Source organism: Porcipelethomonas sp., from assembly GCF_051893655.1.
Classification (GTDB): domain Bacteria; phylum Bacillota; class Clostridia; order Oscillospirales; family Ruminococcaceae; genus Porcipelethomonas.
Genome location: NZ_JBJFHN010000112.1, coordinates 1 through 21,563, shown reverse-complemented (window position 1 = coordinate 21,563; position 21,563 = coordinate 1). Strand labels below are relative to the sequence as shown.

Sequence of the window (21,563 nt, the reverse complement as noted above, 5' to 3'; positions counted from 1 at the left end):
GGACTGTAAAAGTCCGCTTTTCGTTTTATAGTATTTCCTCAAGCTGTTCTCTTATTGTTGCATTTCTGGAAATATAATCAATATTCATGGGCTTTATTTTGCCGTCTGCAAAGTCATACATTCCCTGTAAAATGCCCTCAGTACTGTCCTCAACAAGATATCCTCCGTTTTCTTTAAGGAATTTACTTGGTCCGTGAACATCTGTTGAAAAAACCGGAACGCCTAAAGAATCCGCTTCAAGCATAACAAGTCCCAGACCCTCATAAATTGATGAAAGTATGAACAAATCGCACCTTTTCAAAATAGGCATAGGATTTTTCATTGATTTAATAAGAGCAATATTTTCCCAACAGTCAGTCTTTCTTACTTTCTGAACAGTTTTGCCGTAAAGCTTTCCCAGTCCGCCGATGATAATAAGTTTTGCCTCAGGATAATTCTTATGAAAAGCTTCAAAAGCGTCAATAAGTCTGAAATGACCTTTTTCAGGTGAAAACCTTCCTATTGTAATAAATTTCATTCCCGGCGAATTGAGCAAATGATTTATGCCGTCAGGATTAGGGCAAAAGATTTCTGTCTCCTTCTGAAATTCAAGAGGCATATCTCCCTTTATAACTACTGAATCATGATTGTGGAAATTACTTATGATTCTGATATTGTCACGTCTGCCGCTTATCTGATATGTTGACTCTACGATATCCTCAGAAACAGCAACAACATTGTCACAGACATTATAAGCCCATTTCAGCAGATAAAAATTCTGATTATGCTTGGTTTCAATTTCCTGAACCATATCGTTGTGTACAAATATTGTTTTTCGTGCGTCAAACTGTGTAAGCATTCCCTGAATATTATTTTCATATCCATTATAATGAATAACATGATCAAATTTTATTCCATAGAAATGGCGTCTGATTTCCCGTGCATACGCCTGAGCCAGAACTTTTTTGATTTTTCCGGTCTCCTTTCCATGCTTAGTGAATTTGTTATATGCAAAAGCAGATTTAAAATCAAAAAACATTTCCGAGCTTATAGGAATAACGCCGACTTCTTTTGGAAGTATTGTTGTTCTCGTCGGATCAGCCCTGAGGTTTCTTTCACGGAAAGATATATAATAATTATATCTGTTCAGATCAATATTCTCCAGAACGGAAATCAATGCAGTTGTAATACCATTTTTATTAAGATCTCCGGCATATATCAGTATATTCTTTTTACCGTTAGGAATAAGCTTTTCTTCATTAGTAACAGGCTTATCAAGAAATACTCTCTGACAAATTTTCTTTACAGCGTCAGGATTATCATAAGTACAGTATTTTTTAATAAACTCCGTATCATCGTAATCCTTCGGAGCATTGATTGCTTCAATAAGTTCGTCCACATTTGTAGTCTGAGGGAACGGGAACTCATCAAGAGAAACATAAACTCCCCTGTCACGGAAATACTCTTCCTTATCATAGGTATAAAGTATTATTTTCTGGCGTGAATTAGCGAAATCATAAAATACACTTGAATAATCCGTTATAAGAGTATCTGCCATATTCAGGATTTCATAGTATTCATAACCTGTAGGGAAAGATAGTATATGCTTATATTCATCATCTTCAAACTTAAGCTTCATAAGAGGATGATATTTTACATACATAAGCTGGCTGTCAGAAAGACGGCTGTCCATGTCCTCAAGGAAACGTGTAGTCTCATGAATAACACGCTCCGTATCGAAACTGTTTACCTTACCTCTCCATGTAGGCATATAAACTATAATCTGCTTACCGTCAATACCGAATTCCTGACGCAGTTCCTTTCTTCTCTTAGTATTGAAAAATACAGAATTTCTCGGATACCCTTCATTTAAAATAGTAGCCTTTGATAAGTTTTTCAGCATATATGCGCTTACCATTTTTTCTTTCATATACTCATTGGGAAACACCAGAAAATCACTGAAAACCAGGTTTCTCATAACGTTTCCCATATTATATACTTCATTTTCAACATCACGACCCATATTTTTCAAAGGAGTGCCATGCCAGGTATTTAAAATAATCTGTCCGTCTTTTTTAATAAATCTTCTTGGAAATGAGGTGTCATTTACCAGATATTTTGCTCTTGTAAGATACTTATAATATTTAAGCGATTCAGCTCTCACAAACTTTATTTTTTTAATTCCATATTGTCTGAGCATTGCCTTTACATCATCTGTTTTAAAAGGCTTTGCAGATATACAAAGCTTCAAATGACTGTAATCAGGATTTTCATAAAGTTCCTTTGTAATATAAAGAATGTTTCCGGCAAGATCAGTTCCGTTTCTGGACTCAATAAAAACCAGATTATTTTTTAAATTGGTTTTCAGATATTTGCCATAATATATACTAAACCATATTCGTGTTTTAAGTTTGTTCAGTATTTTATTCAAATTTTTTTTCAAAGCCATTAAGCTTCCCCCGTTTTTTAATAAAAATTACGATCACCACTTCAGGCAATACCGCACAATTAACGGCTATTTCCTTTATTTCAAGTCATTCTTTATTTGAGTAGTAGAAATTTCCGGAGTTCTCGGCAGATACACTACTTCACAGTAATCCTTTAAAAAGTCGAATTTACCAGTCCAGTCATCCCCCATAACAAAGGTATCCACCTTAAATTCCTTAACATCACTTATTTTCTGTTCCCAGTTTTCTTCCGGGATCACCAGGTCAACATATCTTACTGCCTCAAGCAGACGTTTTCTCTGTTCATAGGTAAAATAGCATTTCTTTTGTTTGGAATTCCAGTTAAATTCATCTGTGGACAGTGCAACTATAAGATAATCTCCCAATGCCTTTGCTCTCTGGAGAAGATTAATATGTCCATAATGAAGAAGATCAAATGTTCCGTAAGTAATAATTTTTTTCATAAATTCAGACTCTCCCAAAATCATTGTTATAAAATTTATGTTAAAAATACGTAAAAAAATATTTTTCGCTATAAATTTCAGTATATCGTAAAAAACCAGTTTTGTCAAGGGAAAACGCTTAATTATTCATTTTGACAATTCATGTATCAATAATATCATCCGCTGTCATTGTCTTTTTAAACTATGTGTTAAATGGAAAGTAAGGAAAAATAAATTTAAAAATAGATTTTATGGTAAAAATTCATAAAAGCACTTGACAAACTTTAAAATAAGTAGGATAATTAAATTAGTAAATTTTAATTATAACTGACCACATAAAATTTCTTACAGGAGGTAACAAATGAAAAAATTATTAAGCACATTAATTGCTTCAGTAATGCTGGCAGCGTCCGTTCTGACAGTCAGCAGTCCGGATAATTATCAGTCTGTGTCTGCCGAATCAGTCCCTGACTATGCAGAAGCTCTTCAAAAGTCACTTTATTTTTATGAGTGTCAGCAAGCCGGTCCTTTACCAGACTGGAACAGAGTTGAATGGCGTGACGATTCAACAATGGATGACTACATTACCGGAGGATGGTATGATGCCGGAGACCATGTAAAATTCAATCTTCCAATGGCATATTCTGCCACAATGATTGCGTGGGGACTTTATCAATATCCTGACGGAATTGAAAAATGCGGAGAGATGACAAATTATGTCAATAATCTTACATTCGTTCTGGATTACCTCGCCGCATGCGATTTGGGTGATGAGGTAGTTTATCAGGTTGGAAACGGGCAACAGGATCATACATGGTGGGGTCCTGCCGAGCTTGTAGAATACGGAATGAAAGACAACGGAAATGATGTTCCGCGTCCATATTATAAGGGAAGACAATGCTCTGCGGCATTCGGCGATATGGCAGCTGCTCTTGCTGCCGGATACTGTGCATTGCAGGGACGTTCCGATAAAACCGACTATTATCTGGAACATGCCAAAAATATATTTGAAATTGCTGACACAGAACGCAGTGATGACGAATATCAGGCAAGTGACGCTCAGGGATTTTATAGTTCCACTCATTTTTATGATGAACTTTTCTGGGCAGCCAACTGGCTTTATATCGCAACGGGAGAACAAAAATATCTTGATAAAGCAACAAGCTATATCCCAAATCTCGGCAAAGAGCTTGGTACAAATGAGCTTAAATACAGCTGGGGGCATTGCTGGGATGATGTTCAGCATGGCGGAATGGTTCTTTATGCTCAGAACACAAAGGATCAGACCTATATAAATCAGGTAAAGAAACAGCTTGATTACTGGACATATGATGTAAAGCAGCTGGACGGCGGATTAAGATGGCTGACAAACTGGGGATGTCTCAGACACGCAACAGCCGAAGGATTCATTGCGGCAGTAGCATGTGATACACTTCCTCTGGGTGACACATCAGCATATAAGCAATTCTATGAAGAACAGATAAATTACTGTCTGGGAGATAATCCTAATAGCCAAAGCTTCGTTATCGGATACGGTGAAAATGCACCGCTTAATGCACATCACAGAACAGCTCACTCATCATGGAACAATGCCCTTGCAAATCCAGTTAATAACAGACATATACTTTATGGTGCACTTGTCGGCGGACCGACAGAAAACGGTGAATACGAAGATGACCGTCAGAATTTTATAAACAATGAGGTAGCCTGTGATTACAATGCCGGTTTCACCGGATTGCTGGCAAAAATGGTCAGTGAATACGGCGGTACTACCGATCCTGACTTTCCTGAGCCAGAGCAGCATGAAACAGAATTTTATGTTGAAGCAAAGCTTAAACAATCTGCGACCGGTTCAGACCTCAGTCTGAAATTTACTAATCACACTGCATGGCCTGCAAGAATTGTTGACAATATGTCCTATAGATATTATCTTGATGCTACGGAAGTAATCAATGCAGGATTTAAAGCTGAGGATATCGTAGTACGTGTAGACCGTGATCAGGCATTAATGTACGGTGAAGAATATGCAGCAGAAATTTCTCCTCTGACACATTATAAAGATAATATTTACTACGTCGAAGTAACATACCCTAAGGGTGAAGCTGCAATGCCGATCTCAGAAGGAAATCATCAATGTGAAACAATGCTGGCATTGGTCTTCCCCAACTATCAGTCCGGATGGGATGCTTCGAATGACTATTCCAATACTGATCTTCTGAATCTTGAAGACGGGGAATCTGCTATAACAGACAAGATAACCATTTACGAAAACGGAGTTTTAATTTATGGAGTTGAACCGGACGGTACAACACCTTCTGAAACAACTGGTTCTTCAGAAGAAAAAGTATTAAAAGGTGACACTAATCTTGACAAATCCCTTAATATTTCCGACCTTGTTTTACTGAATAAGCATCTTACCAGACAGGCTTCATTAAAAAATCAGGCACTTGCAAATGCCGATTATAATGAAGACAATTATGTAAATATTATTGATTCAATTGCCCTCAGACGATACTTAAACAAATAACTGAAATCCCCTCTGAAATTAATCAGAGGGGATTTTGTCATATTATATTATATTATTTCCTGAATTTTTCAGCCATATACCGTGCAATAGCCGCAGCATCTCTGACATTTACTGTATTATCATCATTATAATCAGCATGTAACGGAAGCTCTGACACAAGTCCTTTTGCAAGCTTTTGCGCAATAAACGCCGCATCTCTTATATTCAGAGTACCATCACTGTTAGCATCACCTTTGATTGTATCCGCATCAAGAGACACAAATTTTTTGTCATAATTCTGAGCATATTCCTGTGCTTTAGAACCGGTATATCCATAGATTATTCCATTGAAATAGTAAGTCCATATATCACTGCTTGTGTCCATTCCGTTTGAAATTGCTACAGCATTTCCGTTTATTTCACACTGGGGGTTTTCAAATTTTATCCATGAAAGACTTGCACAGTCTGCAAATGCATTTGTTCCTAAAAAGTATACACTTTCAGGTATAGTAATATTTGTTATACCGCTGCATGACAGAAATGCATAATTCCCTATTGTTTTAACACTGTCCGGAAGAGTAATACTTTTAAGGCTTTCGTTTTTATAAAATGCATAATCAGCAATATGTTTAGTTCCGTCCTTTATTACTGCTTCATTCAAATCGGAAGTACAGCCTAAAACCCAGTCGCCTGCGTATTTTATCCCGGTCTGGTTTTCATAAAAAGCCGTACCTGTAAAAGCGTCCTTTTCTATATTTGACATGCAGCTCGGAAGTGTAACACTCTCAAGCTCTGAACAATTATAAAATGCTCTTTGTGCGATGGTGATTACCTGAAGGCCATCAATTGTGGCAGGAATTTCTATTTCCGTAACAGTTTCTGTGCAGCCTGATATTTCCACATAATCTCCTTCACCGTCTGAATTAACATCAAGTAAATTATATTTGAGATTGCCATACACATTTTCCTCGCCATAAACAGTCATAAACTGCGTCCCTGAGAAAGCACATGCGGCACACATAAATGCAGTTGAAACGCTTAAAACTTTTTTTAAGATATTCATTAATAAATCCCCCTGTATGTTTTTATTTCTTTGCATTTGCAAGCATAAGCTTGATTCTGTTTTCCTGATTTACCTTTGTAGCCCCCGGATCATAGTCAATTGCTACAATATTTGCATCAGGATAAGCTTTCTTTATAACTCTTGACATTCCCTTTGCAACAATATGATTAGGAAGACAGCCAAAGGGCTGAGCGCAGATAATATTTTCCGTTCCCGTTGCAGCCAGTGCTGCCATTTCAGCGGGTATAAGCCAGCCCTCACCCATATTTACTCCCTGACTGATATATTTGTCAGCCAGTTTTCTTATATAATCAAAATCATGCGGAGCTTCAAAAACACCATGTTCATTTATTGTTTTTATAACTGTTTTCTGTATCTTGTGGATGAAATCATATCCTATCTTGCTTATCATTGTTTTCTGTGATTTAAACTGATATAATTTACCGTCTGCAACAGAACCGGCAAGACAGTACATTACAAATTCCATAAGTGCCGGAACTATTGGTTCACAGCCTTCTGACAGCAGGAATTCTTCCAGATGATTATTTGCCAGAGGAGAATATTTCACATAAATTTCCCCGACTATTCCCACACGGATTTTTTTCTCTTTGGTTCTTTTAATAGCAGCAAAATCATCTAAAATCAGCCGGCAGTATTTTTTCAGCTTTAAAAATTCTCTTTTGTCAAATACCGGGATCAGCTTTTCCTGCCACAGATCACGTACCTTATCAGTATCTCCCCTGTTGATTTCATAAGGCTTGCACTGATTATAAAGTGACATCAGCAAATCGCCGTAAAACACTGCATAAACTGCTTTTATAAGCATAGGTATAGTCAGATCCAGTCCGTTACCCTTTTCAAGTCCGCTTAAGTTCAGGGAAATTACAGGCACCTGAGGGAATTCTTTTTTTAAAGCCTTTCTCAGCAAATGAATATAATTTGACGCACGGCAGCCTCCGCCTGTCTGAGTAAGCATCAGAGCCGTTTTATTAACGTCATATTTTCCGCTTTTCAAAGCATTTATAAACTGTCCGATTACAAGAAGTGCGGGATAGCATGTATCATTGTGAACATTTTTAAGTCCCTCGTCCACTACCTCACGGGTAGCTGTCTGAAGAAGCTCTACATGATAACCGTATTTTTTCAGAATATTTATAATGAGCTTAAAATGAACAGGCAGCATGTCAGGGACAAGTATAGTATAGCTGTCTTTCATTTCCGGTTTAAATACAGGATAATCCATTAACATACCTCCGTTTTATTTTTCTTCCATGGCAGCCACAAGGCTTCTGAGTCTTATTTTTGCCGCACCAAGATTGTTTATTTCATCTATTTTCAGCTGAGTATAAAGCTTTCCATGGGATTCCAGAATAGCTCTTACCTCGTCTGTAGTAATAGCGTCTATTCCGCAGCCGAAGGATACAAGCTGAACAAGCTGCATATCCGGCTGAGTAGTAACATACTGTGCCGCACGGTAAAGTCTTGCATGATAGCTCCACTGGTTAAGTACTCCTGGGTCAGGATAATGACCGTGCTGGAACACAGCATCTTCTGAAACTACCGCCATTCCAAGACTTGTAATAAGCTTCTGAATACCATGATTTATTTCCTTATCAATATGGTAAGGACGTCCGGCAAGAACGATAATTTTCTGTCCGTTCTGCCTTGCCTGACTTATAATCTGCTCTCCCCTGTTATATACTTCGTTACGGTAGTCAGCAAGTGCCGCATAAGCTTTTCTGACAGCTTCCTTGACAAGAGATTTCTTTACACCGTATTTTTTCAGCGTATCATACATAGCGGAAACAACATTATGTTCCCTGTTCAGATCAATATAAGGATACACGAAATTATTATTGTCAAGTCTGGGATTATTAGCGATCAGAAGCTCCGGATAATACGCAACAACCGGACAATTAAAATGATTGTCACTTTCTCCTTCATCAATATTGTAGCTCATGCATGGATAGAAAATAAAATCAGGATTTTTATTCAGCAGGATTTCAATATGTCCGTGTGCAAGCTTTGCCGGATAGCAAACCGTATCGGACGGGATAGTATGCTGTCCCAGATAATAAATATCTCTTGAGCTTTCGTCTGAAACAATAACATCTATTCCCACTTCATTGAAAAGAGTTTTCCAGAAAGGAAACAATTCATAGAAATTAAGTGCCAGAGGAAGTCCGACTGTTGCTTTTGGATTTTCAATATGCTGATTCGCAAGTGAAAGAAGATAATTATATTTAAAGTCATAAAGGCTTTCGTTCTGATTATTAACTGCCTTTCCGGCTCCCCTTTCGCATCTGTTGCCGGAAATAAATTTTCTGCCGTCAGCAAAGGTAATAATGTTAAGCCCGCACTTTGCAGTGCATCCGCCGCACTGTGCTGATTTTGACGTATAGGAAAAGTTTTCAAGTTCGTCCTTTGAAATAATAGTGGATTCACCTTTTGTTTTTTCCTTTGCATAAAGTGCAGCACCGAATGCACCCATAAGTCCTGATATAGCCGGACGGATAACATCACGTCCCATTTCCATTTCAAATGCTCTGAGTACGGCATCATTTAAAAATGTTCCGCCCTGAACAACTATATTTTTACCCAGTTCATCCGGAGATTTTGCTCTTATAACTTTGTAAACTGCATTTTTGATAATTGACGAAGAAAGTCCGGCGGAAATATCCTCAACTGTACCACCGTCCTTCTGAGCCTGCTTAACGCTGCTGTTCATAAATACTGTACATCTTGATCCAAGATCTACAGGATGCTCTGCAAAAAGTCCCAACGCTGCAAAGTCAGCAATGTCATAACCTAAAGCCAGTGCAAAGGTCTGTATAAATGAACCGCAGCCGGAAGAACATGCTTCATTAAGCATTATACTGTCAATACTGTGATTTTTTATTTTAAAGCATTTAATATCCTGTCCGCCGATATCAATTATAAAATCAACATCCGGACAAAAATAGGAAGCTGCCTTAAAGTGAGCGACCGTTTCAACAATACCGAAATCCACAGACAGTCCGGCTTTTATAAGATCCTCGCCATAGCCTGTTACAGCAGCTCCGGCTATTTTTATTTCCGGATTCATTTCATGATAGATTTCCTTAAGCTTTCCTGCGATTCTGTCAAGAGGCTGTCCCTTATTTGAGGAATAGTGCTGATAAAGGATACGGCAGTCCTCAGTTATGAGAATAAGCTTGGTTGTAGTAGAACCTGCGTCAATGCCAAGATACGCATTTCCCTTATAGCTATGTAAATCAGCATACTCAAGGTCACATTTTTTATGCCTTACTATAAATTCCTCATACTCCTGCTTTGAAGCAAAAAGCGGTTTACCTGTCACAATACCGTCGCCGGTTTTAGCATGTTCTATTTTATCAATAGCTTCTGAAACTGTCATATCGTCATGCTCGTTATATGCAAACAATGCACAGCCCAAAGCCACAAATACGGGTGCTTCATCAGGCAGAACTGCTGTTTTACCCTCTTCAAGTCCGAGAGTTTTTATAAAGGCTTTTCTTAAACCTTTCAGGAAAGAAAGCGGTCCGCCCAGGAAAAGTACTTTTCCTTCAATAGTTCTTCCCTGTGCCAGTCCTGATACAGTCTGGTCAACAACCGCCTGAAAAATACTTGCACAAATATCCTCACGCTTTGCCCCCTGATTCAGAAGCGGCTGTATATCAGATTTTGCAAATACTCCGCACCGTGAAGCGATAGGATAGATTTTTTCAGCTTTAAGTGACATCTCATCAAGCTCCGGGGCAGTAACTCCCAGAAGCGTTGCCATCTGATCTATAAACGCACCTGTTCCTCCAGCACATGAACCGTTCATACGCTGTTCCACGCCGCCTGTCAGGAATATAATTTTAGCGTCTTCTCCTCCAAGCTCAATAACAACATCAGCGTCGGGCACTCTTTCCTTTACAGCTATAAATGCCGAGTTTACTTCCTGAACAAAGGTAATCCCTGCACCGTTTGCAAGTCCCAGTCCGGCAGAGCCTGTCATACATACTTTAAAAGTATCATCCGGAAACTTTTTCTTAATTTCCAGAAGCTGATCCCTTACAGCTTCCCTTACCTTTGAAAAATGCCTCTGATACTCAGAATGTATAATCTTTTTATTTTCGTCAATAATGACGGTTTTTACAGTTGTTGATCCCACATCAATCCCCAGAGAGTAAATAGCCATAGCCTTCTTGCCTTTCTGTTTGAAACTTTCATAATTACAAATTAAAACACTTTTTCTATTTTAACACATTTCAATAAAAAAAGCAAAATTTTTTCTGAATTTATTCACATATTATGTCTGTTTTCTGAACTCTTTTGGAGTAACCTTAAAATATTCCTTGAACTGACGGTTAAAATTAGAAAGATTTCTGAAACCACATTCAAAAGCCGTTTCGGAAACTGACATTTCAGTAGTTTTAAGCATTTCCGCCGCAGTTTTCAGTCTGAACTGATTTATGTATGAAACACATGATATTCCCACAGCCTTTTTAAAAAAGCTTATAAAATACTGTTCGCTGAAATGGCACATTTCTGCCAGCTGACTTACAGTAATTTCATTCCTGTAATTTTCCTGAATATATAAAAGTGCTTTTTTTATTTTGTCCGCATTGTGACGTGAACGGCTGTCACGGCTTTTTATTTCTGCGTCTTTATTTGAAAACAGAAGATATATGAATTTTATAAGTTCCGATTTAAGTCCCAGTTCAAAGTAATCAGGTCTTTTTTTAAGATATTCAAAGGCATTGTCAAGACAAGCTGAATATTCTCCGTATCCGCAGCCGGATTTATTTATAAACGCATTCACAACCGCACTGCCGTTCATTACAGGTCTAATATACGAAACAGACGCTCTGTCCGGAACGGATGCTCCAATAAAATCCATGTTAAATACAAGGGTATCAGTAGAAACTTTCATATTCTCCGCAGGATATACTGAATGCAGTATATTAGGCGGTATTATAACAATATCTCCTGCTTCGCAGACTGCATGCTCTTCGCCCACCTGATAACAGCCTTTTCCCTCACGGATAAAATTAATTTCCATTTCAGTATGCCAGTGAAGAGCCACATCCGGCATGCCGTCAGGAATATCAGAACGGTAATAGGAATAAGGCACAAGCTGAGTACTGTGTTCCTTGTTTTCCTTTTGTGAAAGCATAAACTGCTCCATATTGGTCACCTCTGCTGTAAAATATGAAAATAGTATCATTTTTCCTTATAATAATAATTGAAATACCGGAATATTACTGTTATAATATCAGACAATAAGGAAAATGTCAATACGGAAAATAAAATCAGAAAGGATGATTATTTATGGATTTCGGCAAAAATTTTATCTGGGGTGCTGCAACCTCTTCATATCAGGTCGAAGGCGGTGCATACGAAGATGGAAAGGGACTGAATATTTTTGACACATTCTGTCAGATCCCCGGAAGAATTGACAACAATGACAACGGCGATACCGCATGCGATCATTATCACAGATGGAAAGACGACATAGCTCTCATGAAAGAAATCGGACTTAAAGCATACCGTTTTTCTTTAAACTGGGCAAGGATTCTCCCTGAGGGTACTGGAAAAGTAAACCCTAAGGGTATAGAATTTTACAATAATATAATTGATGAACTTCTAAAAAATAATATTGAACCATTTGTCACTCTTTACCATTGGGATCTTCCTTTAGAGCTTGACAAAAGAGGCGGCTGGAGAAATCCGGATATTGTAAAATGGTTTTATGAATACGCTAAAGTTGCTGCGGAAAACTTTTCCGACAGAGTAACTCATTTTATGACTATAAATGAACCTCAGGTAATTCTGGGGCTGGGATATCAAAGCGGCAGAATCGCTCCGGGACTTAAACTTACAACCAGTGAACTTTTAGAGGCTTCCCATAATCTGCTTAAGGCTCACGGTGCCGGAGTGGCTGCTCTCAGAATTTATGGGAAACAGCCTTTAAAAATAGGCTATGCTCCATGCGGAAATATGAATATTCCGGCGTCAGAAAAACCGGAGGATATAGAAGCTGCAAGAAAATCAATGTTCAGCTTTGACTCGCCTGATATGGCACCCGGCAGTCTTGTATGGTTCAATGATCCGGTTTTCTTCGGTAAATACCCTGAACATGAATATGAAATATGCGAAAAATTTATGCCGGAAATCACCGATTCAGATATGAAGCTTATAAGCCAGCCTCTGGATTTTATCGGACATAATGTTTACTGGGGACATACAGTTGCCGCAGCCGGTGACTCACCTAAAATTGTCAGCGATCCCGGCGGATTCAGACATGCTCCCTGTAACTGGCCGGTAACTCCCGACTGCCTGTACTGGGGAACAAAATTCCTTTATGAAAGATATAAAAAGCCGATTTTTATTACAGAAAACGGCAAATCCTGCTATGATACTGTTTCTCCGGACGGACATATTCATGATACTGAAAGAATAGACTATATTAACGGATATCTTAAAGGACTGAAGAAATCCATAAATGAAGGCACAGACGTTGCCGGATATTTCCACTGGTCACTTATGGATAATTTTGAATGGGCATACGGCTATACTGAAAGATTCGGTCTTATTCATGTTGACTATAAAACTCTCAAGCGTACTCTTAAGGATTCCGCATACAGATACAGTGAAATTATAAAAACAAACGGTTCAGATTTATAATGAATATTTTATGCCTTCCGGCAAATGATAATTCAGGGGTGATATTAAGTGAAACAGGATGACATGCCTCTTGGATTCGGTATGGCTCTGGCAATGAATCCGGAGGCTATGGAAAAATTTGCACTTCTTCCGGAAAGCCGCAAACAGGAAATAATCAACGGCACTCATAATGTAAACTCAAAAAGCGAAATGCAGCAATATGTACGCCGGATTTTAACTGCCGGATAAATATATTCAAAAGCAAATGTAGGGGACGTCTGAAATAAAAGCGTCCCCTTTTAATAACCAAATATTGATTAATATATAACAATAAAAAGTCAAAAAATTTGTTAAAATCGCAGAATTTGACTATTAAAGCAAAATACAGGGAAAAAATAATTGATTTTAATAATAAAGTCTGATATAATTAAGCTATACTTTTATGAGGAGGTTTTCTGATGATTCAAGAAAGAAACATTGTCACCTGCGTTATATTGTCGATTATCACCTGCGGAATTTATGGTATCTACTGGTTTATCTGCATTGTTAACGACCTGAATGTAGCAGCTGATACACCTAATGACACAAGCGGCGGTATTGTATTTTTACTGGGTATTGTTACATGCAGTATCTACACTCTTTACTGGATGTACAAAGCCGGTCAGAAGTTACAGCTGGCTCAGCAGAAGAGAGGTCTGCCGTCTGATTCCAACAGCGGTATTCTTTATCTGATACTTACAATTTTCGGACTTGGTATTGTTGCATACTGTCTGATTCAGTCAGAGCTTAACAAGATGGCGACTCCGCGTGTATAATCAATTAAAAAAGCTTGTTAAAATGCTTGCTGCTGTTACGGCGGCAGGCATTCTTTATTATTTCATTACAACACGTCTGGGTATTGCTGTCCCGTGTATATTTCACAAAATAACCGGGTTTTACTGTCCGGGCTGCGGAGTAACAAGAATGTGCATTCATCTTATAAATCTTGATTTTTACAGAGCGTTCCGCAGCAATCCCGGAGTATTTTTAAGTCTGCCGCTGCTTATTGTAATATTTTCTGCATCAGCTTATTCCCACGTCAGATATGGAAAACCAGCAAAACAAAAATGGCTGACTGTGCTTGAAATAATCACTGCTGTAATGCTTATTATTTTCGGTATACTCAGGAATATTCCATTCTTTTCATTTCTTGCACCAATATAAATTTTATTCATACTCTGCTCAATTCAAATAAAAGTGGACGCCCGGCAAGGCGTCCACTTTTATATATTATATGTTAATTTTCTACACATTAAGCTTCTCTTCTTGTAAATCCGTCCCAGGCAGTAAGCATGAATATTATCATATGAACAGCAATTACGCAAAGTGCTCCGGCAACAGTCTGACCCATGAACATTGATTCTCCTGCGGCAATTCCGCCAAAATCCATATTTGCAAAAATCAGATATCTTCCCCAGCTTAAATTAAGCTGACTTAATATAAGCATTATTGTATTTCCGCCGAAATATGCCATAACACTTATTCCGATTGCAAGTGCAGAGCTTCTTGCAACTGAGGAAATAGCAAATGCCAGTGTTGCCATAACAACAATTTCAATACTTGATAACAGATAATTCTTAAGTACATAAACAAATCCCGGAATTTCCTTTACAGCTCCGTCAGCTGCTGATATATATGATGCTGACAGATTATCTGCTCCGAAAACTGTCAGGATAGTTATCGCTGACAGAATATATGCTGCAAGCATAAGCAAAAATCCGAAAGTAATAGTTGTAAAATATTTTGAAACAAGTATTTTCCATCTCTTTACAGGATTAATAAGCAAAAACTTTATTGTTCCTCCGGAAAACTCACTGGATACTATTCCTCCGCCGATTACTATAACAATAAGTCCTATAAAGGAAATCATAAGGGTAGTGGTACAAAAAACTGACCAGAAATTATACTCACCTGTTTCCATCCAGTTATTATGTTCAGATATATCAAAATCAACATTATTTTTCAGTCGGTATTCACACTTTAATTTTGTATTTTCATAGTTCTCATATTCTGTATTGTCCACATTCTGTCCGGCAGCTTTTGCCGTATCCAGATTTTTCATTTCACTTTCAGCATTTTTCAATTCAACAACAGTTTTGTATTTCCAGTTTGTTTCGTCCGGTCTTATATCATTTTCAATACAGTATTCATATATTTCCTTTTGTCCCTGTGCATGCACATCTTCTGTATTCATCTGACCGATAATTTCACAGGCTGTTTCAAAATATCCTTTCCAGTTTCCGGATTTAATGTCATCATCTATTTTTCTGACATATTCGTCTGTCTGCTGAGATGAAAAACTGTAAAATCCATCTGTATTATACTTTACTGCAAACATAGCATCAACTGCTTCCAGCTGCCAGCCTTTCAGTATATTATTGTCAATTTTATACTGAAGTGCTTCTGTTTCATTTTCCCAGTTTTCTGTTTTTACATCCTTCAGATAAGCGATCTGATCTTTGTAATCCTGTATACTGTACTCTTCATAGTCATAAATTGAATGATCACCGCCCTGCCACTGTGCAAATTTTGCCACGAACGGATATCCGACAGTACCAATCACAAGCAGTATAAGCATTATCCATGTACTTTTTTTCAGAGTCAGTTTTATATATTCATTTTTTACTAAGCTGATAAATTTACCCAATCTGACTGCCCCCTGACTTTGTAAGTTCAATAAATACATCCTCAAGCTTTTTATTTTCCTTCGGCGATACAGTTCCCAGCTTTATTCCTCTTGAAACTATTCTTGCCGTAATTTCAAATAATTCCTCTTCTTCATTATCCTTTTGAATTGCAACCTCTATATGCTTTTCATCAACAACAGCTTTTTCTGAAACAAAATCAAGTATTTCCAAAGCTTTCTGACAGTCGCTGACCCTGATAATAAAACGTTCCTTGTCACCGGACGCTGCGGAAATCATTTCTTCAACGGTATGAACTCCTGTAAGTCTGCCGTTTACAATAATACCTACCCTGTCGCACATAAGCTCCATTTCCGACATAAGATGGCTTGAAACAATTACGCATATATTTTCCTTATGGGCAAGATTTTTTAAAATATCACGCAGTTCCTTGATTCCAGCCGGATCAAGACCGTTTGTGGGTTCGTCCAGAATAAGCAGCTTTGGTCTGTGAAGTATCGCCTGAGCCACACCCAGACGCTGTCTCATTCCCAGAGAATATTTTCCGACTTTGTCGTTGATTCTGTTTTTCAGTCCTACAATTTCTACTACCTCATTGATTCTTTTTTCATCAACATTTCCTCTCATTCTTGCGTACTGTCTTAAATTCTGCATACCTGTCATGTACTTGTAAAATTCCGGATTTTCAATAATTCCCCCGACATCAGCCATTGCAGATTCAAAATTCTTAACAATACTTTTGCCATTTATAAAGATATCACCTTCATCAAGTCTGAGATGTCCAACAGCAATTTTTATTGTTGTTGTTTTTCCTGCTCCGTTAGGACCTAAAAACCCGAATACCTCTCCGGGATATGTTTCAAAGGAAATATCATGAAGAATTTGTTTTTTGCCGAAATATTTATTAAGGTGTTCAATTTTAAGTGCTGCTGTCATTCTTCATTGCCTCCTTCCTGTTCGTCCACCGCTGTGATTTCACTGCTGTTCCAGCCATAAGCGTCCACACAGCAGATTTTCCACTTGCCGTCTTTCTGCGTCATTGTTGCCTCATATGTACCGTCAACAGAAATTCTGGAAAGTGTTGAAGGTACGCTTTCGCCATAATATGCATAACAGTCCATAGTCATTGCATCACATGGCGTCAGCAAATAAGCATTCCCTGAAAATTCAGCTACGATCTGACAGTCAAAGCTTACCTGTGCAAATCCCGGACCTGCCTTAGAAATACTTACTTCTCCAACCTTTGCAGTCCATTTGGAAACCCAGACACCGTCCTCCTGCTCTGATGTGATATCCTCCAGATTATTTTTAAATTCATTCTGATTCACACCATAATAATAGCTTTCATTTTTTTCATTTGAAAAAGTCCAGTATTCGCTGATAAGCTCGTTTATGTTTTTTTCAAGTAAATTGCTGCTTAAATCCTTTGTAACAGCTATACTTTCCAGTGAATTTACATATGATTTTATCTCATCTTCGATAACCGGTTTGTTTTTTTTAAAAGAAATAGTATCAGTAATTACAAATGCTATAAATCCGACTAATACAATTCCTCCAAGAAGCAGACCACGGTTTGCTTTCTTAAAAAACTTTTTCATTTTCTCATCTCCTTTTTGTGTTATGTGTACTATTTCAAGTAGAACACCTTATGTATTGTATTATACACCCTAGTACACTTAATGTCAAGAGCTTTTTATAAAAAAAATCCGGAAAACCAAAAAAGTTTTCCGGATTATATAAATACTATTCTTCATCTTCTTCGTCCAATTTTTCTTCTTCAAGAATTTCAAGACGGATTTTTAATATTTTCTGCTCTTCTGTTGACAGAACGGTCATTTTAAAAATACCGCTGCATACTGTTTCTCCCTCTTCGGCAACATGCCCTAAAAGCTCCATTACCCATCCGCCGATAGTATTTACAGAGCTTTCAATTATATCCTCCGGCATTTCCAGATTTTCAAGCATATCGCTTATATTAAGATCACCTGAAACCTCATACTCATTATCACCGAGCTTGACAAAATTGGAAACCACTTCATCGTTTTCATCATAGATTTCTCCCACAAGTTCTTCTATGATATCTTCCATTGTAATAATACCCTTTGTACCACCGTACTGATCCATAACAACAGCCATATGCATTTTATTTTTCTGCATTTCTTTCAGTGCCGCACTTATAAGCTTAAGATCAGAAATATGAATAACTTCCTGAATAATTTCGCTTATATCCTCTTTTCCTTCATTTGCCAGTCTGAAAAAGCTTTTGTTATTTATTACACCAATAACATTATCAATATTTTTTTCATAAACCGGAAGACGTGAATACATCTCTGTAAGAAATTTTTCCTTGATTTCATTAAACGGCGTATTTTTTTCTATTGCAACAACATTAACTCTCGGAATAAGAATTTCATCTACAGTAATTTCATCAAATTCCAGTGCGGAACGGACAAGATCGCTTTCCTGTTCCTCTAAAACTCCCTGTTCCTGAATTTCGTCAATTATGTATTTTAATTCATCTTCAGTAACGCTTGGCTGTTCCGTTTTAGGCTTGAATGCCTTCTGAATGACCTGAAAGATCATAATGACCGGCTTTAAAATTACAATCAGTACAGAAAGCGGTTCAGCAAACAGCAGTGCACACTGCTCCGCATGATTCTTAGCAAATGATTTTGGAGTAATTTCTCCGAAAATCAGTACCATTATAGTCATAACAACTGTTGCGGCGCCAACGCCTCCCGGACCTAACATTTCTGTAAATAAAACAGTACTTATAGAAGTAGACAAAATGTTTACAATATTGTTTCCTATAAGAATAGCCGTCAGGGCATTTTCAAACGAATCTGCTATTTTAAGAGCCTTTGCCGCTTTTTTATTTCCTTTTGCGGCATAATTTTTCAGTCTTATTTTGTTCACGCTGGAAAAAGCAGTCTCACAGCTTGAAAACAAAGCTGACAAAATTAATAAAAGAATAATAATTATTATATTTTGCATATATCCTCCAGTCCATGCACCGTTAAAGTACACATGATAATATTATCACATTAAAGAGAATTAATCAATACATAAAATGTAAAATATAAAAAATAATTTTCGTTTAGCTATTGGAATTTCTATTAAAATATGTTATATTTATAAGTGAACAAAAATTCAGCCTGCCGCCGGCAGAAAAAGCGGCTGCCGCAAAATATCAAAAGCGGTATTCGGAGACTAAAATGTTTGATAAAATAATTAAATCCTGTGTCGGCATACTGCCTGAAAAACTTCAGAAGATTTACTATAAATATGAGGAAGCTATTATGTACACTTTTTTTGGTGCGCTCACAACACTTGTAGGAATAGTAACAAAGCTGATTATTTTCTATGCAGTCCCCGGAAAACCTGTATGGGAAAGTACTGCCGCAGTAGCCTTTTCATGGATATGTGCTGTAACCTTTGCATTTTTCACCAACAAAAAATATGTATTCAAAAATGAAACTCATACTTCAAAAGAATTCTGGAAAGTATTCTTCTCTTTTTACGGTGCAAGAGCTGTAACCTTTGCAATGGAGGAAGTAATTTTCCTGGTATTCTACAACTGGCTTGGAATGAACGAGGTTATTGTAACTTTCGGAAGTCAGGTACTTATTTTCATTGCAAATTATGTATTAAGTAAGCTTATGGTTTTCAGAAAGAAGTCATAAAGGAGGCTGTGACTATGAAAAGAATTATAAAAATCCTGTCTGTTCTTACTGCTTCGGCAATTACAGTTTTATGCCCCGGAATCAGTCTTTGTGCTGATGAAACTTATGTTATTTCAGCGGACAACTCCCAGTATAAATACATAGATAACGGTGACGGAACTATAGATATAGCCATAAATGAATATTCATCCGGAGTCTTAAGCGGAAATGTTGTTATTCCCTCTTCGCTGGACGGTAAAACTGTAACCGGAATATGCAAAAACGGATTTTCCGGGCAGGAAAAAATAACAAGTATTTCCATTCCCGAATCTGTAACAGGAATTAACTCTTTGGCATTTGCAAACTGTCTGGAGCTTTCATCTGTTTCATTGCCGGACGGCATCACATCAATGGGATCCATGGTATTTTCCAGTACAAAGTATGAAGATAATCTGCTTAAATCAGCAGATACCAGTTACATTGTAATAAATGATTATATACTCTATATGTATTATGGAAAGGATACAGATATTTATATTCCGGACGGAATCAGAGTAATTGCAGGCTCGGCATTTTCCTATAATGGCTATTCCGAATCCGATGACTTTAAAATCAAAACTGTCACTATTCCCGATTCTGTGGAATACATTGGTGCAGACGCATTTTACGGCTGTGACAATCTCGAAACTCTTAAAATGGGTACTGGCGTAAAAGAAATAGGAACAAACGCTTTTACATGCACTTCCATGACCATTTACGGATACAGCGGAACTTATGCACAGAAATATGCACAGTCCCACGACTTTAAATTTGTTCTGATCATACCAAATGAAGACGAATATAAATACGAATGTGAATATTCTGATAATTTTAAACAGTATTATTTTTCAACAGATAAAAGCTTCAGTAAAGACGGACTAAAAATTTATAAAAGAAATTATGACGGAAGCCGTGAAGAGATAACTGACTGGGAATTCAGTTCAACTCCTGAAACACTTTATAAATCAGCCGCAAACAAATAAAATTTAAGGGACGCCATTTTGAATGACGTCCCTTTTGTAACTTACGAAGAAAATTTATTTGCCATATCTCTTGCGATTGCCGCAGCATCTCTTACATTGACAACTCCGTCGTTGTTATAGTCTGCTGTCATAGGCAATTCACTGCTTTTTCCCTGAGCCAGTTTCTGGGCGATAAATGCGGCATCTCTGACGTTTAATTTATTGTCGCCGTTTGCATCGCCCGAAACAGGTTCGGTATCAGCTGTAGTTGTTGCCGTAGTAACTGCTGTAGTTACTGTAGTTACTGTAGTATCAGAAGTTTTAGTTTCCTCTGTTGCGGCTGTATCTTCCGTCACTATATCTGTTGTTACTTTTATCGGGGTTGTTGTTTCTGCCGTGGTTTCTTCTGCTTTTGTGACTGCTGAAGTTATTGTAGTTACTGTTGTTTCTGCGGTTGTGCCATTTGTTGTCACATTAGTCGACACTGTAGTTTCATCTGTTGCATCATTCGTTGAAACAGTTGTAGCTTTTGCTGTCGTAGAAGTGGTATTTGGGTAGACATAAGAAATTAGTATTGATATCTTAGGCGTTTGAGCAGTTGTAGTGGTTGTAGTTACATTTGTGTCCACCGGAATTCTTGTTACTACCGGAACTGTTACTACCGGGGTAGTTACAACTGGTTTTTCACCTAATGAAACAAATTCTCTTTCATATTTTTCAGCATAAGCCTGTGCAGTTGAATTTTCATAGCCATATATAACCGCACTTTCTGAAATAGTTTCTTCCGAATCATAAATTGTACAATCAGGATTTTCTATTGTTATGCTTTCAAGGCTTGTACAATCTTCAAATGCACCACCTACTATACTCGTAATACTATCTGGAATTATTATGCTTGAAAGGCTTTTACAGTATGCAAATGCCCCATCTTCTATACTCGTTACACTGTCGGGAATTGTTATGCTTTCAAGGCTTGTACAACCGTAAAATGCCCAACTTCCTATACTCGTTACACTGTCGGGAATTGTTATGCTTTCAAGGCTTGTACAACCGTAAAATGCCCAACTTCCTATACTCGTTACACTGTCGGGAATTGTTATGCTTTCAAGGCTTGTACAACCGTA

At 37.6% G+C, this 21,563-nt stretch carries 18 protein-coding genes; 7 read left to right on the top strand and 11 right to left on the bottom strand.

What is annotated here, in order from left to right; translation table 11 throughout:
* Positions 1–25 precede the first annotated feature (25 nt).
* Positions 26–2,428 carry a CDP-glycerol glycerophosphotransferase family protein gene (locus tag ACI4WO_RS06540; protein ID WP_439806757.1) on the bottom strand — a complete coding sequence of 801 codons (2,403 nt, stop codon included), beginning with the start codon at positions 2,426–2,428 and terminating at the stop codon, positions 26–28.
* Positions 2,429–2,503: 75 nt separating this feature from the next.
* Positions 2,504–2,890: a glycerol-3-phosphate cytidylyltransferase gene (gene tagD, locus ACI4WO_RS06535; protein ID WP_439806756.1), complete on the bottom strand. Its 387-nt coding sequence runs from the start codon at positions 2,888–2,890 to the stop codon at positions 2,504–2,506.
* Positions 2,891–3,230: 340 nt separating this feature from the next.
* Between tagD and ACI4WO_RS06530 the strand changes: the two genes are divergently transcribed.
* Positions 3,231–5,396, top strand: coding sequence for a glycoside hydrolase family 9 protein (locus ACI4WO_RS06530; protein WP_439806755.1), 2,166 nt, complete (start codon positions 3,231–3,233; stop codon positions 5,394–5,396).
* Positions 5,397–5,448: 52 nt separating this feature from the next.
* Here the strand turns inward: ACI4WO_RS06530 and ACI4WO_RS06525 are convergent, their stop codons facing one another.
* From ACI4WO_RS06525 to ACI4WO_RS06510, 4 genes are all read right to left on the bottom strand, one after another.
* The gene (locus ACI4WO_RS06525) at positions 5,449–6,438 is read right to left on the bottom strand and encodes a leucine-rich repeat protein (protein WP_439806754.1); all 990 of its coding nucleotides are present in this window, start codon (positions 6,436–6,438) and stop codon (positions 5,449–5,451) included.
* Positions 6,439–6,460: 22 nt separating this feature from the next.
* Entirely contained in the window at positions 6,461–7,681 is a 1,221-nt protein-coding gene (locus tag ACI4WO_RS06520) for a 2-hydroxyglutaryl-CoA dehydratase (protein ID WP_439806753.1), read from the bottom strand.
* Positions 7,682–7,696: 15 nt separating this feature from the next.
* The gene (locus tag ACI4WO_RS06515) at positions 7,697–10,624 is read right to left on the bottom strand and encodes an acyl-CoA dehydratase activase-related protein (RefSeq protein ID WP_439806752.1); all 2,928 of its coding nucleotides are present in this window, start codon (positions 10,622–10,624) and stop codon (positions 7,697–7,699) included.
* 111 nt (positions 10,625–10,735) lie between these two features.
* Positions 10,736–11,614, bottom strand: coding sequence for a helix-turn-helix domain-containing protein (locus ACI4WO_RS06510; protein ID WP_439806751.1), 879 nt, complete (start codon positions 11,612–11,614; stop codon positions 10,736–10,738).
* 143 nt (positions 11,615–11,757) lie between these two features.
* Here ACI4WO_RS06510 and ACI4WO_RS06505 point away from each other — a divergent pair, with 143 nt between their 5' ends.
* The 4 genes from ACI4WO_RS06505 to ACI4WO_RS06490 all read left to right on the top strand — a co-directional run bounded on the left by ACI4WO_RS06505 (position 11,758) and on the right by ACI4WO_RS06490 (position 14,295).
* Positions 11,758–13,113 carry a GH1 family beta-glucosidase gene (locus tag ACI4WO_RS06505; RefSeq protein ID WP_439806750.1) on the top strand — a complete coding sequence of 452 codons (1,356 nt, stop codon included), beginning with the start codon at positions 11,758–11,760 and terminating at the stop codon, positions 13,111–13,113.
* Positions 13,114–13,161: 48 nt separating this feature from the next.
* Positions 13,162–13,341: a hypothetical protein gene (locus tag ACI4WO_RS06500; RefSeq protein ID WP_439806749.1), complete on the top strand. Its 180-nt coding sequence runs from the start codon at positions 13,162–13,164 to the stop codon at positions 13,339–13,341.
* A gap of 209 nt (positions 13,342–13,550) precedes the next feature.
* Entirely contained in the window at positions 13,551–13,907 is a 357-nt protein-coding gene (locus tag ACI4WO_RS06495) for a DUF4234 domain-containing protein (RefSeq protein WP_439806748.1), read from the top strand.
* Positions 13,900–14,295 (top strand): DUF2752 domain-containing protein, encoded by a 396-nt coding sequence (locus ACI4WO_RS06490; protein ID WP_439806747.1) that lies wholly within the window; start codon positions 13,900–13,902, stop codon positions 14,293–14,295. Before ACI4WO_RS06495 ends, ACI4WO_RS06490 begins: the two co-directional genes overlap by 8 nt.
* Before the next feature lie 88 nt (positions 14,296–14,383).
* Here ACI4WO_RS06490 and ACI4WO_RS06485 read toward each other — a convergent pair whose 3' ends face one another.
* From ACI4WO_RS06485 to ACI4WO_RS06470, 4 genes are all read right to left on the bottom strand, one after another.
* Positions 14,384–15,778, bottom strand: coding sequence for an ABC transporter permease (locus tag ACI4WO_RS06485; RefSeq protein ID WP_439806746.1), 1,395 nt, complete (start codon positions 15,776–15,778; stop codon positions 14,384–14,386).
* Positions 15,771–16,712 (bottom strand): ABC transporter ATP-binding protein, encoded by a 942-nt coding sequence (locus tag ACI4WO_RS06480; RefSeq protein WP_439806745.1) that lies wholly within the window; start codon positions 16,710–16,712, stop codon positions 15,771–15,773. The genes ACI4WO_RS06485 and ACI4WO_RS06480 overlap by 8 nt, the downstream gene beginning before the upstream one ends.
* Positions 16,709–17,374, bottom strand: a complete 666-nt coding sequence (locus tag ACI4WO_RS06475; RefSeq protein WP_439806744.1) for a hypothetical protein — start codon at positions 17,372–17,374, stop codon at positions 16,709–16,711. Before ACI4WO_RS06475 ends, ACI4WO_RS06480 begins: the two co-directional genes overlap by 4 nt.
* A gap of 145 nt (positions 17,375–17,519) precedes the next feature.
* Positions 17,520–18,770, bottom strand: a complete 1,251-nt coding sequence (locus tag ACI4WO_RS06470) for a hemolysin family protein (protein ID WP_439806743.1) — start codon at positions 18,768–18,770, stop codon at positions 17,520–17,522.
* Between the two features lie 221 nt (positions 18,771–18,991).
* Here ACI4WO_RS06470 and ACI4WO_RS06465 point away from each other — a divergent pair, with 221 nt between their 5' ends.
* Together ACI4WO_RS06465 and ACI4WO_RS06460 are read left to right on the top strand one after the other, a co-directional pair.
* Entirely contained in the window at positions 18,992–19,459 is a 468-nt protein-coding gene (locus ACI4WO_RS06465; protein ID WP_439806742.1) for a GtrA family protein, read from the top strand.
* Between the two features lie 14 nt (positions 19,460–19,473).
* A complete protein-coding gene (locus ACI4WO_RS06460) occupies positions 19,474–20,460 on the top strand; it encodes a leucine-rich repeat domain-containing protein (protein WP_439806741.1) in 987 nt (328 codons plus the stop codon).
* Between the two features lie 41 nt (positions 20,461–20,501).
* Here ACI4WO_RS06460 and ACI4WO_RS06455 read toward each other — a convergent pair.
* The coding region (locus ACI4WO_RS06455) for a leucine-rich repeat protein (protein WP_439806740.1) at positions 20,502–21,563 on the bottom strand (1,062 nt) is incomplete at its 5' end.